This is a genomic window from Micrococcus sp. R8502A1 (genome assembly GCF_006704135.1).
GTDB classification, from domain to species: domain Bacteria; phylum Actinomycetota; class Actinomycetes; order Actinomycetales; family Micrococcaceae; genus Micrococcus; species Micrococcus luteus.
Map to the genome: position 1 here is coordinate 20413 of NZ_VIGS01000007.1, position 13158 is coordinate 33570.

Annotated in this window: 13 protein-coding genes; all 13 read left to right on the forward strand. The window is 73.6% G+C overall.

Features of this window, described 5'->3' with window-relative positions:
* Positions 1 to 35: 35 nt before the first annotated feature.
* On the forward strand, positions 36 to 599 hold the full coding sequence (gene efp, locus FLM69_RS02655; RefSeq protein ID WP_002857030.1) for an elongation factor P: 564 nt from the start codon (positions 36 to 38) through the stop codon (positions 597 to 599).
* Entirely contained in the window at positions 592 to 1044 is a 453-nt protein-coding gene (nusB, locus tag FLM69_RS02660; protein WP_141842943.1) for a transcription antitermination factor NusB, read from the forward strand. The genes efp and nusB overlap by 8 nt, the downstream gene beginning before the upstream one ends.
* Before the next feature lie 169 nt (positions 1045 to 1213).
* Positions 1214 to 1822, forward strand: a complete 609-nt coding sequence (gene pyrR / locus FLM69_RS02665) for a bifunctional pyr operon transcriptional regulator/uracil phosphoribosyltransferase PyrR (protein ID WP_087114165.1) — start codon at positions 1214 to 1216, stop codon at positions 1820 to 1822.
* Between the two features lie 3 nt (positions 1823 to 1825).
* A complete protein-coding gene (locus FLM69_RS02670) occupies positions 1826 to 2809 on the forward strand; it encodes an aspartate carbamoyltransferase catalytic subunit (RefSeq protein ID WP_036380943.1) in 984 nt (327 codons plus the stop codon).
* Entirely contained in the window at positions 2806 to 4185 is a 1380-nt protein-coding gene (locus tag FLM69_RS02675; protein ID WP_141842945.1) for a dihydroorotase, read from the forward strand. Before FLM69_RS02670 ends, FLM69_RS02675 begins: the two co-directional genes overlap by 4 nt.
* Complete coding sequence (locus tag FLM69_RS02680; RefSeq protein WP_141842947.1) at positions 4182 to 4808, forward strand: hypothetical protein; 627 nt, start codon at positions 4182 to 4184, stop codon at positions 4806 to 4808. The genes FLM69_RS02675 and FLM69_RS02680 overlap by 4 nt, the downstream gene beginning before the upstream one ends.
* On the forward strand, positions 4805 to 5989 hold the full coding sequence (gene carA, locus FLM69_RS02685) for a glutamine-hydrolyzing carbamoyl-phosphate synthase small subunit (protein WP_041103701.1): 1185 nt from the start codon (positions 4805 to 4807) through the stop codon (positions 5987 to 5989). The genes FLM69_RS02680 and carA overlap by 4 nt, the downstream gene beginning before the upstream one ends.
* 3 nt (positions 5990 to 5992) lie before the next feature.
* Complete coding sequence (gene carB / locus FLM69_RS02690; RefSeq protein WP_061867307.1) at positions 5993 to 9298, forward strand: carbamoyl-phosphate synthase large subunit; 3306 nt, start codon at positions 5993 to 5995, stop codon at positions 9296 to 9298.
* Positions 9295 to 10182 (forward strand): orotidine-5'-phosphate decarboxylase, encoded by an 888-nt coding sequence (gene pyrF / locus FLM69_RS02695; RefSeq protein WP_036336596.1) that lies wholly within the window; start codon positions 9295 to 9297, stop codon positions 10180 to 10182. The genes carB and pyrF overlap by 4 nt, the downstream gene beginning before the upstream one ends.
* 138 nt (positions 10183 to 10320) lie before the next feature.
* Complete coding sequence (mihF, locus tag FLM69_RS02700; RefSeq protein WP_010078601.1) at positions 10321 to 10635, forward strand: integration host factor, actinobacterial type; 315 nt, start codon at positions 10321 to 10323, stop codon at positions 10633 to 10635.
* A 71-nt stretch (positions 10636 to 10706) separates the two neighbouring features.
* The gene (gmk, locus tag FLM69_RS02705) at positions 10707 to 11357 is read left to right on the forward strand and encodes a guanylate kinase (protein ID WP_010078602.1); all 651 of its coding nucleotides are present in this window, start codon (positions 10707 to 10709) and stop codon (positions 11355 to 11357) included.
* Positions 11358 to 11423: 66 nt separating this feature from the next.
* Entirely contained in the window at positions 11424 to 11864 is a 441-nt protein-coding gene (rpoZ, locus tag FLM69_RS11670; RefSeq protein ID WP_010078603.1) for a DNA-directed RNA polymerase subunit omega, read from the forward strand.
* 7 nt (positions 11865 to 11871) lie between these two features.
* A complete protein-coding gene (coaBC, locus tag FLM69_RS02715) occupies positions 11872 to 13158 on the forward strand; it encodes a bifunctional phosphopantothenoylcysteine decarboxylase/phosphopantothenate--cysteine ligase CoaBC (protein WP_061867306.1) in 1287 nt (428 codons plus the stop codon).

A 13158-nucleotide genomic window follows, 5' to 3' on the forward strand; every position in this document is an offset into this window, starting at 1 on the left:
TGACGGTCCGCGAGACCGATCGGGAGCACACACACGTGGCAACGAGCAACGACATCAAGAACGGCGCCGTCCTGAAGCTGGAGGGCCAGCTCTGGAACGTCACCGAGTTCCAGCACGTCAAGCCGGGCAAGGGCGGCGCGTTCGTCCGCACCAAGATGAAGAACATCACCACGGGCAAGGTCGTGGACAAGACCTTCAACGCCGGCGCCAAGGTCGAGTTCGCCACCGTGGACCGCTCCGACTACCAGTACCTCTACCAGGACGGCGCGGACTACGTGTTCATGGACGTCAAGGACTACGACCAGATCACCGTGCCCGGGGCCGTGGTCGGCGACGCCGCGAAGTACATGCTCGAGAACACCCAGGTGGTCATCGCCCTGCACGAGGGAACGCCGCTGTACCTCGAGATGCCGGCGTCCGTGGTCCTGGAGATCACCTACACCGAGCCGGGCCTGCAGGGGGACCGCTCGTCCGCCGGCACCAAGCCCGCCACCGTGGAGACCGGCGCCGAGATCCAGGTGCCGCTCTTCGTGGAGCAGGGCACCCGCGTCAAGGTCGACACCCGCACCGGCGACTACCTCGGCCGCGTCAATGACTGAGCGGGCCTCCGCCGGCTCCGCTGCCAAGCGGGGGGCCACGGCGCGCAGCCGCTCCCGGCAGCGTGCGGTGGAGATCCTGTTCGAGGCCGAGCAGCGCGGCTCCACCGCGCTGGAGGGCATCCGCACCCGACGCGAGAGCACCGACCTGCAGGTGAACGCCTACACCCAGCGGCTCGTGGAGGGCGTCATCGCGGACCAGGAGCGGCTCGACGAGGCCCTGAGCTCCTACTCCCGCGGCTGGTCCCTGGACCGCATGCCCGCCGTCGACCGGGCGATCCTGCGCGTGGGGGCCTGGGAGCTGCTGTTCCAGGACGACGTGCCGGACGCCGTCGCCATCTCCGAGGCCGTCGCCCTGGCCGCCCAGCTGTCCACGGACGACTCGCCCGAGTTCGTCAACGGTCTGCTCGGCCGCCTGCAGCAGGTCAAGTCGACACTGCTCGCCTGAGCCGCCGAGAGCTCCGTCACGAGGCCCGTCCCGCACCGCGTCATCCGCGCCGTGGGGCGGGCCTCGCTGGTAGAGTCGGCGACGTCCCGCACGGGGGCCCACAGGCGCCCGGGGACGAACCACGCATCCTTTAAGAGCCGTCCTGTGAGGCGGGGAAGGAGGCGCCGGCATGGGAACTGATCCCGCCGCACCTCGTGCTGCCCGGACCGTGCTGTCCGCGTCCGAGATCGACCGGGCGCTGACCCGGATCGCCCACGAGATCCTCGAGTCCAACAAGGGTGCCGAGGGTCTCGTCCTGATGGGGATCCCGCGCCGCGGGGCGCCCCTGGCCCGGCGGCTCGGCGCCCTGCTGGCCCGCATCGAGCCGGCCTTCGACCCCACCGCCGCCGTCGGCGAGGTGGACGTGACGCTCTACCGCGACGACCTCCGCCGCGGCACGGCCCGCACCCCGATGCCCACCCGCCTGCCCGAGGTCCCCCTCGACGGCGCCGTCGTCGTGCTCGTGGACGACGTCCTCTTCTCCGGCCGCACCGTCCGGGCCGCCCTCGACGCGATCGCCGACCTGGGCCGCCCCGCCGCCGTGCGCCTGGCCGTCCTCGTGGACCGCGGGCACCGCGAGCTGCCCGTCCGGGCCGACTTCGTGGGCAAGAACCTGCCGACCTCCACCGCCGAGCGCGTTCAGGTCCGGCTCATGGAGGTCGACGGCCCCGAGGGCACCGGCGAGGTCACCGAGGACGCCGTGAGCATCGTCGACCGCGTCGCGACCCGGGAGGGCTGAGCCGTGCGCCACCTGCTGTCCACCGCCGACCTCTCCCGCGCCGACGCCCTCGCCGTCCTCGACACCGCCGAGGAGATGGCCGCCGTCAACCAGCGCGAGGTCAAGAAGCTGCCCGCCCTGCGCGGCCGCACCGTGGTGAACCTCTTCCTCGAGGACTCCACCCGCACCCGCATCTCCTTCGAGGCCGCCGCCAAGCGGCTCTCCGCGGACGTGATCAACTTCTCCGCGAAGGGATCGTCCGTCTCCAAGGGGGAGTCGCTCAAGGACACCGTCCAGACGCTCGAGGCCATCGGCGCGGACGCCATCGTGATGCGCCACTGGTCCTCGGGCGCGGCCCGCCAGCTGGCCGACTCCGGCTGGGTGCGCTCCGCCGTCGTGAACGCCGGCGACGGCACCCACGAGCACCCCACCCAGGCCCTCCTGGACGCCTTCACCCTGCGCCGGCGCCTCGCCGCGGCGACGGGAGAGGACCTGGTCGGCCAGGACCTGACCGGCATGCGCGTGGTGATCGTGGGGGACATCCTGCACTCGCGCGTGGCCCGGTCCAACGTGTGGCTGCTCAGCACGCTGGGCGCCCAGGTCACCCTGGCCGCCCCGCCCACCCTGCTGCCCGTGGGCGTGGCCGCGTGGCCGTGCCAGGTCACCTACTCGCTGGACGAGGCCCTCGACGCCGGCCCCGACGCCGTCATGATGCTCCGCGTCCAGGCCGAGCGGATGGGCGGCGCCTTCTTCCCGTCCGCGGGGGAGTACACCCGGACCTGGGGGCTGACCGACGACCGCTTCGCCCGCCTCACCGCCGGCCGCGGCGCCCTGCTCGACGAGCCCGTGGTCATGCACCCCGGCCCGATGAACCGCGGCCTGGAGATCAGCCCGGCGGCGGCGGACTCGCCCCGCAACACCGCCCTCGAGCAGGTCGCCAACGGCGTGTCCGTCCGCATGGCGGTCCTGCACCTCGTCCTCAACCACGACCAGGAGGTCCGCCCGTGAGCGCCCCCAGCCCCGCCCCCCTGCTGCTGCGCAGCGCGCGCCTGACCACGGGCGAGACCGCCGACGTGCTCGTCGCCGAGGGCCGGATCGCCGCCCTCGGCCCGGACGCCGCGACCCACGCCGCCGGCCTCGACCCGGCCCCCGAGGAGGTCGACTGCGCCGGCCTGGTGCTGCTGCCCGGGCTCGTCGACCTGCACACCCATCTGCGCCAGCCCGGCAAGGAGGACGCGGAGACGGTCGAGACCGGCACCCGCGCCGCCGCGATGGGCGGCTTCACCTCGGTCCACGCGATGGCCAACTCGACGCCGACGGCCGACACCGCCGGCGTGGTGGAGCAGGTGTGGCGGCTGGGCCGGGACGCGGGCTGGTGCGATGTGCACCCCGTGGGCGCGGTGACCGTGGGCCTGGCCGGCGAGGCCCTGGCCGACCTCGGCGCGATGGCCGACTCGCAGGCCCGCGTGCGGATGTTCTCCGACGACGGCATGTGCGTCCACGACGCCGTGCTGATGCGCCGGGCCCTCGAGTACGTGAAGTCCTTCGGCGGCTTCGTGGCCCAGCACGCGCAGGAGCCCAACCTCACCGCCGGCGCCCAGATGAACGAGTCCGAGCTCTCCGGCGTCCTCGGCCTGGCCGGCTGGCCCGCCGTGGCGGAAGAGGCCGTCATCGCCCGTGACGTGCTGCTGGCCCAGCACGTGGACTCCCGCCTGCACGTGTGCCACGTCTCCACGGCCGGCTCCGTCGAGCTAATCCGCTGGGCCAAGGCCCAGGGCGTGGCCGTGACCGCCGAGGTCACCCCGCACCACCTGTTGCTCACCGAGGAGCTCGTCCGATCCTACGACCCCGTGTTCAAGGTCAACCCGCCGCTGCGCCGCGAGTCCGACGTCCTGGCCCTGCGCGCCGGCCTGGCCGACGGCACCATCGACACCGTGGGCACCGACCACGCCCCGCACACCGCCGAGACCAAGCAGTGCGAGTGGACGGTCGCGGCGATGGGCATGACGGGCCTCGAGACCGCCCTGTCCGTGGTGCAGCAGGCGATGGTGGACACCGGCCTGATGGACTGGGCCGGCGTCGCCCGCGTGATGTCCACGGCGCCGGCCCGGATCGCCGGCCTGACCGACCAGGGCCAGGCCGACGAGCGCGGCGTCCCGCGCGTCGGCGCGGTGGCCAACCTCGTGCTCGTGGACGCGCAGGCCCGCCGCACCGTGGACCCCGAGCAGCACCTGACCAAGTCCCGCAACAGCCCGTACCGGGGCATGGAGCTGCCGGGCGCGGTGCGCCACACGGTCTATCGCGGTGCCCGCGTCGTCGCCGACGGCGCCCCCGCCCGGCCGTACCGCCACCCGGCCCTGACGGAGACGGGGGAGCGCGCGTGAGCATCACCCCCCTGGCCGCCGCCCTGGCGGCCCGACCCGTCCCGCCGCGGACCCCGACGAAGGACTACGCGGACGTGTGGCTGCCGGTGACCCTGGGCACCCTGGCCGTCGTCCTCGTGCTGCTCGGCCTGCTGGCCCTCGGGTGGCGGGCCCGCCGCCGGGCGCAGGCCGGGATCCCGGCCCCGGCCCCCGTGCCGACGGCCCTCTACGACGCCGAGCCGACGCTGTCCGCGGAGGGCATGCACGTGGGCACGGTGCGCAGCGAGGACCGGCTGGACCGCGTGGCGGTGCACGGCCTGGGCCTGCGCTCGCGCGCGGTCCTCGAGGTCCACGACGCCGGCGCCCACCGCGGCCTGCTCGTGCTCCGCCCCGGGGCCGCCAACCTGTTCATCCCCGCGGACGACCTCGTCGAGGCCGGCCTGTCCGCGGGGATCGCCGGCAAGTTCGTCGAGCCGGGCGGGCTCGTCGCCTGGGGCTGGCGCCTCGGCGACGTCGAACTCACCTCCGCCTTCCGCCCCGACCGCCCCGAGGACCGCGACCGGCTCCTCGCCGCCCTGCAGACCATCATCGACCCCGCCCCGGCCGACCCGGCCGGCCGCGCAGGAGAAGGAGACCCCCGATGAGCACCCCCACCGACGACCTGGCCCTGCTCGTCCTCGAGGACGGCACCGTCCACCGCGGCCGGGCCTACGGCGCCCGCGGCCGCACCCTGGGCGAGGCCGTGTTCACCACGGGCATGACCGGCTACCAGGAGACCCTCACCGACCCGTCCTACGCGGGGCAGATCATCGTGCAGACCTCCCCGCACATCGGCAACACCGGGGTCAACGACGCCGACCGGGAGTCGCGGGCGATCTTCGCCGCCGGCTACGTGGTCCGCGACGCGGCCCGGCGTCCGTCCAACTGGCGCGCCGAGCGCACCCTCGACGAGGAGCTCGAGGCGTTCGGCGTCGTCGGGATCCGCGAGGTCGACACCCGTGCCGTCACCCGCCGCCTGCGCACCGAGGGCTCGATGCGCGCCGGCGTGTTCTCCGGCGAGCACGCCGCCCGCCCCGAGGCCGAGCTGCTGGCGGAGGTGCGCGCCCAGCCGTCGATGGCCGGCGCCCGCCTCGCGGAGTCCGTCACCACGGAGGAGCCGTACGTCATCGAGCCGGCCGAGCACGGCTGGGAGGGCGAGCCGATCGCCGAGATCGCCGCCCTCGACCTCGGCATCAAGGCCGCCACGCCGCGGCACCTGGCCTCCCGCGGCATCCGCGTGCACGTGCTGCCCGCGGCCACGGACCTGGCCGGCATCCGCGCCGTGGACCCGGACGGCGTCTTCCTGTCCAACGGCCCCGGCGACCCGGCCACGGCAGACGCCCAGGTGGAGCTGCTGCGCGAGGTCCTCGACGCCGGCCTGCCGTTCTTCGGCATCTGCTTCGGCAACCAGATCTTCGGCCGCGCGCTCGGCTTCGACACCTACAAGCTGAAGTTCGGCCACCGCGGCCCGAACCAGCCGGTGCTGGTCAAGGCCACGGGCCGCGTGGCCATCACCTCCCAGAACCACGGCTTCGCCGTGGACGCCCCCCTCGGCGAGCCGATCGAGGCGCCGGAGTCGCGCTTCGGCCGCGTCGAGGTCTCCCACTGGTCCCTGAACGACCAGGTCGTCGAGGGCCTGCGCCTGCTCGACCGGCCCGCCTTCTCCGTGCAGTTCCACCCGGAGTCCGCGGCCGGCCCCAACGACACCCTCGACCTGTTCGACCGCTTCGTGCAGCTGCTCACCGAGCACCGCACCGCCACCACCCCCGCCACCGAAGGAGCCTGATCCATGCCCAAGCGCACCGACCTGAAGTCCGTCCTGGTCATCGGCTCCGGCCCCATCGTGATCGGCCAGGCCGCCGAGTTCGACTACTCCGGCACCCAGGCCATCCGCGTCCTCAAGGAGGAGGGCGTCCGCGTCGTCCTCGTCAACTCCAACCCGGCCACGATCATGACCGATCCGGAGCTGGCCGACGCCACCTACGTCGAGCCCATCACCCCGGCCGTGGTCGCCAAGATCATCGAGAAGGAGCGCCCGGACGCCCTGCTGCCCACCCTGGGCGGCCAGACGGCGCTGAACACCGCCATCGCCCTCGACAAGGACGGGGTGCTCGAGCGCTTCGGCGTCGAGCTGATCGGCGCGAACATCGAGGCCATCGAGCTCGGCGAGAACCGCGAGCTGTTCAAGGGCGTCGTGGAGCGTGCCGGCGGCGAATCCGCCCGGTCCCACATCGTGCACACGATGGAGGAGGCCCTGGCCGCCGTCGAGGACCTGAAGTACCCCGTGGTGGTGCGCCCCTCGTTCACGATGGGCGGCCTCGGCTCCGGCATGGCCTACGACGAGGCCGACCTGTACCGCATCTGCGGCGCCGGCCTGCAGTACAGCCCGACCTCCGAGGTCCTGCTCGAGGAGTCCATCCTCGGCTGGAAGGAGTACGAGCTGGAGATGATGCGGGACAAGAACGACAACGTCGTCGTCGTCTGCTCCATCGAGAACGTGGACCCCGTGGGCGTGCACACCGGCGACTCCATCACCGTGGCCCCGGCCATGACGCTGACGGACCGCGAGTACCAGAAGCTGCGGGACATCTCGATCAACGTCATCCGCGAGGTCGGCGTGGACACCGGCGGCTGCAACATCCAGTTCGCGGTGAACCCCGTGGACGGGCGCGTCGTCGTCATCGAGATGAACCCGCGCGTCTCCCGCTCCTCGGCGCTGGCCTCGAAGGCCACCGGCTTCGCGATCGCCAAGATCGCCACCAAGCTGGCCCTGGGCTACACGATGGACGAGATCCCCAACGACATCACCCAGAAGACCCCGGCGTCCTTCGAGCCGGTCCTGGACTACGTGGTCGTGAAGGTCCCGCGCTTCGCGTTCGAGAAGTTCCCGGCGGCGGATCCCACGCTGACCACCACCATGAAGTCGGTCGGCGAGGCCATGGCCATCGGCCGCAACTTCACGGAGGCCCTGCAGAAGGCCCTGCGCTCGCTCGAGCAGAAGGGCTCGGAGCTCGCGTTCCCGCAGGACGCCGACCCGCAGGCCCTGCTCGCGGCGGCGAGCACGGCCACCGCCGACCGGCTCTCCCAGACCCAGCAGGCGCTCTACGCCGGCGCCACGATCGAGGAGGCCTTCGAGGCCACCGCGATCGACCCGTGGTTCCTGGACCAGTTCGTGCTCATCAACGAGGTCGCGGACGAGATCCGCGACGCCGAGGTCCTCGACGAGGCCCTGCTGCGCCGCGCCAAGCGGCACGGGTTCTCCGACGCCCAGATCGGCTCGCTGCGGCACATGGACGCCGCGGTCGTGCGCGGCGTGCGTCACGCCCTGGGCGTGCGCCCCGTCTACAAGACCGTGGACACCTGTGCCGCCGAGTTCGAGGCCTTCACCCCGTACCGGTACTCCAGCTACGACCTCGAGACCGAGGTCGCCCCGCACGAGGGCGAGTCGGTGATCATCCTCGGCTCGGGCCCGAACCGGATCGGCCAGGGCATCGAGTTCGACTACTCGTGCGTGCACGCCACCATGGCGCTGCGCGAGGCCGGCTACGAGACCGTGATGGTCAACTGCAACCCGGAGACGGTATCCACGGACTACGACATCTCCGATCGCCTCTACTTCGAGCCGCTCACGCTCGAGGACGTCCTGGAGGTCATCGCGGCAGAGGAGGCCTCCGGCGGCGTGCGCGGCGTCTTCGTGCAGCTCGGCGGCCAGACCCCGCTCAAGCTGGCCCAGCAGCTCGCCGACGCCGGCGTGCCGATCCTGGGCACCTCGCCCGCGGCCATCGACCTGGCCGAGCACCGCGGTGAGTTCGCGCTCGTGCTCGAGCGCGCGGGCCTGGTGGCGCCGAAGAACGGCACGGCCGTCTCCTTCGACGACGCCAAGCGCGTGGCGGACGAGATCGGCTACCCCGTGCTCGTGCGCCCCTCCTACGTGCTCGGCGGCCGCGGCATGGAGATCGTGTACTCCGAGGAGGCGCTGGCCCACTACGTGGAGCACGCGACGGAGATCACCCCCGACCAGCCGATGCTCGTGGACCGCTTCCTCGAGGACGCGATCGAGATCGACGTCGACGCCCTCTACGACGGCACCGAGCTGTACCTCGGCGGCGTCATGGAGCACATCGAGGAGGCGGGCATCCACTCGGGCGACTCCGCGTGCGTGCTGCCCCCCGTCACCCTGGGCCCGGACGTGCTCGAGCGCGTGCACCGCGCCACCGAGCGGATCGCGGCCGGCGTCGGCGTGCGCGGCCTGATCAACATCCAGTTCGCGCTCGCCTCGGACGTGCTGTACGTGATCGAGGCGAACCCGCGCGCCTCGCGGACCGTGCCGTTCGTCTCGAAGGCCACGGGCGTCCAGCTGGCCAAGGCGGCCGCGCGGATCGGCGTCGGCGAGAGCATCGCCGACCTGCGCGCGGCCGGCATGCTGCCCACGGCGTACGACGGCGGCACCCTGCCGATCGGCGCGCCCGTGGCGGTCAAGGAGGCGGTGCTGCCGTTCACCCGCTTCCGCACCGCGGAGGGCCGCGTGGTCGACTCGCTGCTGGGCCCGGAGATGCGCTCGACGGGCGAGGTCATGGGCATCGACAAGCACTTCGACACCGCGTTCGCCAAGTCCCAGTCCGCCGCCGGCGGCCCGCTGCCCACCTCGGGGCGCGTGTTCGTGTCGGTCGCGAACCGGGACAAGCGCACCCTCGTGGGCCAGGCCAAGCGCCTCGTCGACCTCGGCTTCCAGGTGGTCTCCACCGGCGGCACCGCCGAGGTGCTGCGGCGCAACGGCATCCCCGCGGAGGTCGTGGCGAAGATCGCCGACGCCGGGCACGAGGACGGCGCGGGCACCGTGCTGGAGCAGCTGCACGCCGGCACCGTCGATCTCGTGCTGAACACGCCCTCCGGCGGCGACGCCCGCACGGACGGCTACGAGATCCGCGCGGCCGCGACGTCGCTCGGCGTGCCGGTGATCACGACCACGGCCGAGTTCGGGGCGTGCCTGCAGGCCATCGAGGCCATGCGGTCCTACGAGTGGTCCGTCACCTCACTGCAGGAGCACGACGCGCGCCTGCAGCAGGCTGTCGCCGGTCCGGAGGCCGCGGCGTGACCACGACGGCGACGGGCGGCGCGGGGCCCCGCGCCCCCTTCGGGCGGCGGCTGGCCCACGCCATGGAGACGGCCGGTCCGCTGTGCCTCGGCGTGGACCCCCATCCGGGCCTGCTGCGGCAGTGGGGCCTGAGCGACACCCCGGCGGGCCTCGAGGCGTTCTCCCTAACCGCCCTCGAGGCGGCGGTGGGTCCCGAGGGGCCCCGCGTGGCGGCGATCAAGCCCCAGGTGGCGCTGTACGAGCGCCACGGATCGGCCGGCCTGGCGGCCCTGGAGCGGCTGCTCGCGGCCGCCCGGGACGCCGGGGTGCTCACGATCGCGGACGCCAAGCGCGGTGACATCGGCTCCACCATGGACGGCTACGCCGCCGCGTGGATCGCCGACGCCTCGCCCCTGGCCGCGGATGCGGTGACGCTCAGCCCGTACCTGGGTTTCGGCACCCTCGTGCCGACCATCCGCGCCGCCCACGAGGCCGGCCGCGGCGTGTTCGTCCTCGCGCTGACCTCCAATCCGGAGGGCCGCGAGGTCCAGCACGTGGGCGAGGGGTCGGCCGAGGGATCGGTCGCCCGGCGCATCGCCGCGGCGGCGGCCGCCGAGAACGCGGCCCTGCGCGGCGACGACGCGTGGGGGCCGGTGGGACTCGTCTTGGGCGCCACGGTGGCCGCCGAGGCGGACCGCCTCGGCCTGGACCTGCCGGCCCTCGGCGGGCCCCTGCTGGCGCCCGGGTTCGGTGCCCAGGGCGCCACGGCCCGGGGCATGCGGGCCGACTTCGGGACGGCCTGGCCGCAGGTCTTGGCGACCTCGTCCCGCGGCATCCTGAGCGCGGGCCCGTCGGTGGCCTCGCTGGTGGACACGATCGAGGAGAATCGCGCCGCCCTGCGGTGACGCCCGCGTCCTCCCGGCGCGCCCGTGCCGTGTGGACGGGATGGTATCTTCCCTTTCGATCGGCTGTGCTCGTCGTCCTTGACCATGGAAGGGTCACGACGGGGCCGGTGGGGAACGAGAGGCATCGAGGTCAGACCCATGGCGTTGCGGCAGCTCAGTGTGCAGGAGAGGGCGGAGGCCCGGAGGAAGGCCCTCCAGGCCCGCCAGGCGCGGGCGGAGCTCAAGGCGGCCTTCGCCGCCGGTGAGGTCGGCCTGGCCGACATTTTCGCGCGCGCGGACGCCGACGACGCCGTCGCCCGTCTGCGGACCGTGGACCTGCTGCTGGCCCTGCCGGGCGTGGGCGAGGTCCGGGCCCGGGAGGCGATGGCGGGGTGCGGCATCTCGCCGCGGCGTCGGCTGGGCGGCCTGGGCCGTCGTCAGCGCGAGGCGCTGATCGCCTATATTGGCCGGTGACCCCCACATCCCGGCGGGTCGGCGCCGGCCCGGGTGACGGGTCTGCGAGGCCCGTCCCACCAGGAGGATGCGTGACCGACACGTTCGACCCCGGACCCGCCCCCGCCGTCCCGGTGGCCCGCACCGCCGTCCAGGAACGCCCCCCGGGCCCGGGCGTCACCGTCCTGGCCGGCCCCACCGCCGTCGGCAAGGGCACCGTGTCGGCCTATGTCCGCGAGCACTACCCCGAGGCCTGGCTGTCCGTCTCCGCCACCACCCGCCCGGCGCGCCCGGGCGAGGAGGACGGGGTGCACTACTACTTCACGACGCCGGAGGAGTTCGACTCCCTCGTCGAGGCGGACGAGATGCTGGAATGGGCCGTCGTGCACGGCGTCCACCGCTACGGCACGCGGCGCGACCGCGTGATGGAGGCCGTGGCGCAGGGCCGCCACGTCCTGCTGGAGATCGACCTGCAGGGAGCGCGCCAGGTCCGCCGTGCGCTGCCGGAGGCCACCTTCGTGTTCCTGGCGCCGCCGAGCTGGGAGGAACTCGTGTCCCGGCTGCTCGGCCGCGGCACCGAGAGCCCGGAGGAACAGCGCCGCCGGCTCGAAACGGCTAGACTGGAACTCGCCGCGGAACCCGAGTTCGACGCCGTCGTCGTGAACGACCGCGTGGAGCGGGCCGCCGAGGAACTGGTGAGACTCATGGGGCTGGACCCCGAGCGCCGTCCGACCGAGGCCTGAGGACCGGCCGCACCGACGCCGCACCCGGCGCCGACGTGACAGTGAGATGAAGACTTTGGAGACCCCGTGACCGAACAGTACGAAGGCATCGTCAACCCGCCCATCGACTCCCTGCTGGAGCGGGTCGACTCGAAGTACGCCCTGGTGCTCTTCGCCGCCAAGCGGGCCCGGCAGATCAACGCCTACTACTCGCAGCTGCACGAGGGGCTGTTCGAGTACGTCGGCCCGCTCGTGGACACCCAGCTGAACGAGAAGCCGCTGTCCATCGCCCTGCGCGAGATCGAGGCCGACCTGCTCGTGTCCCGCGAGGCCGTCGAGGCCACCCCGGAGGCCGACCTGGCCGCCGAGGACTTCGGCGACTTCTCCCTGCCGGGCGAGGACGACCCGTTCGCCACCCTCGAGTCGGCCGACGCCCACCAGCCGATGGGCGATCCCGCCGCCATCGAGGAGGCCGCCGAGACGGTGCGCGCCGAGGAGGGCACCTCCGAGGACGCCCCGGAGGCCTGAGCCCGTCATGGAGATCGTCCTCGGGGTCGGCGGCGGCATCGCGGCCTACAAGGCGGCGCTGCTGCTGCGCCTGATGACCGAGGCCGGCCACGGCGTGACCGTGGTGCCCACCGCCAACGCCCTCGAGTTCGTGGGCGCGGCGACGTGGGAGGCCCTCTCCGGTCGCCCGGTCCGCACGGACACGTTCGAGGCGGTCGACGAGGTGAACCACGTCCGGCTCGGCCGGCGTGCGGACCTCGTGGTGGTCGCGCCGGCCACCGCCGATCTGCTCGCGCGCACCGCCGCGGGGATGGCGCCCGACCTGCTGGGCAACGTGCTGCTCACCGCCACGTGCCCCGTCGTCCTGGCCCCCGCCATGCACACCGAGATGTGGCACCACCCCGCCACGGTCGCCAACGTCGCCCTCCTGCGCGAGCGCGGCGTCACGGTCGTGGACCCCGCCGTGGGCCGGCTCACCGGGGCCGACTCCGGCGCCGGGCGGCTGCCCGAGCCCGCCGAGATCTGGGAGCGTGTGCAGGCCGCCGCGGCCGCGGGCGCCCCGCGCCGTCCCCGGGCCTCCGGGTCCGACGCCGAGCCGACACCCGGCCCGCTGGCCGGTCGCACCGTGGTGATCACGGCCGGGGGCACCCGCGAGGCGCTGGACCCGGTCCGCTACCTGGGGAACCGCTCCTCCGGCAAGCAGGGGGCCGCCCTGGCGCGCGCCGCCCTCGAGGCCGGCGCCACCGTGCGGTTCGTCGCCGGGTCCATGTCCGTCCCGACGCCCGAGGGCGTCGAGCGCGTCGTGCCCGTGGAGTCCACGCAGGACCTGCTCGAGGCCGTGCTGGCGGAGGCCGCCGACGCCGACGTCCTCGTGATGGCGGCGGCCGTTGCGGACTTCCGACCGGCCGAGGTCTCCGACGCCAAGATGAAGAAGGGCGACGACGGCGGCGCGCCCGTCATCGTGCTCGAGCGCACCCCGGACGTGCTCGCCACGGCCGTGCGGACCCGCTCCGAGGGCGGGCCCATGGCCCCGCTCATCGTCGGCTTCGCCGCGGAGACCGGCGACGCGACGTCCTCCGTGCTCGAGTACGGCCGGGCCAAACTGGCGCGCAAGGGCTGCGAGATGCTCGTGGTCAACGAGGTCGGCACGGACAAGGTGTTCGGCCGGGACGAGACCGCCGTGACCATCCTGTTCGCCGACGGCCGCCCCGCCGTGGAGACCGTGGGCTCCAAGGACCAGGCGGCGGCCGCCGTCGTGCAGGCGATCGTGGATGACCTCGCCGGTCGCGACCCCGCCGGCGCGTCGGGCCGCTGA

Excerpts from the sequence above, each read along its gene's own strand:
- nusB (WP_141842943.1), top strand. The coding sequence starts at position 592 with ATGACTGAGCGGGCCTCCGCCGGCTCCGCTGCCAAGCGGGGGGCCACG.
- pyrR (WP_087114165.1), top strand. The coding sequence starts at position 1,214 with ATGGGAACTGATCCCGCCGCACCTCGTGCTGCCCGGACCGTGCTGTCC.
- carA (WP_041103701.1), top strand. The coding sequence starts at position 4,805 with ATGAGCACCCCCACCGACGACCTGGCCCTGCTCGTCCTCGAGGACGGC.
- carB (WP_061867307.1), top strand. The coding sequence starts at position 5,993 with ATGCCCAAGCGCACCGACCTGAAGTCCGTCCTGGTCATCGGCTCCGGC.
- mihF (WP_010078601.1), top strand. The coding sequence starts at position 10,321 with ATGGCGTTGCGGCAGCTCAGTGTGCAGGAGAGGGCGGAGGCCCGGAGG.
- coaBC (WP_061867306.1), top strand. The coding sequence starts at position 11,872 with ATGGAGATCGTCCTCGGGGTCGGCGGCGGCATCGCGGCCTACAAGGCG.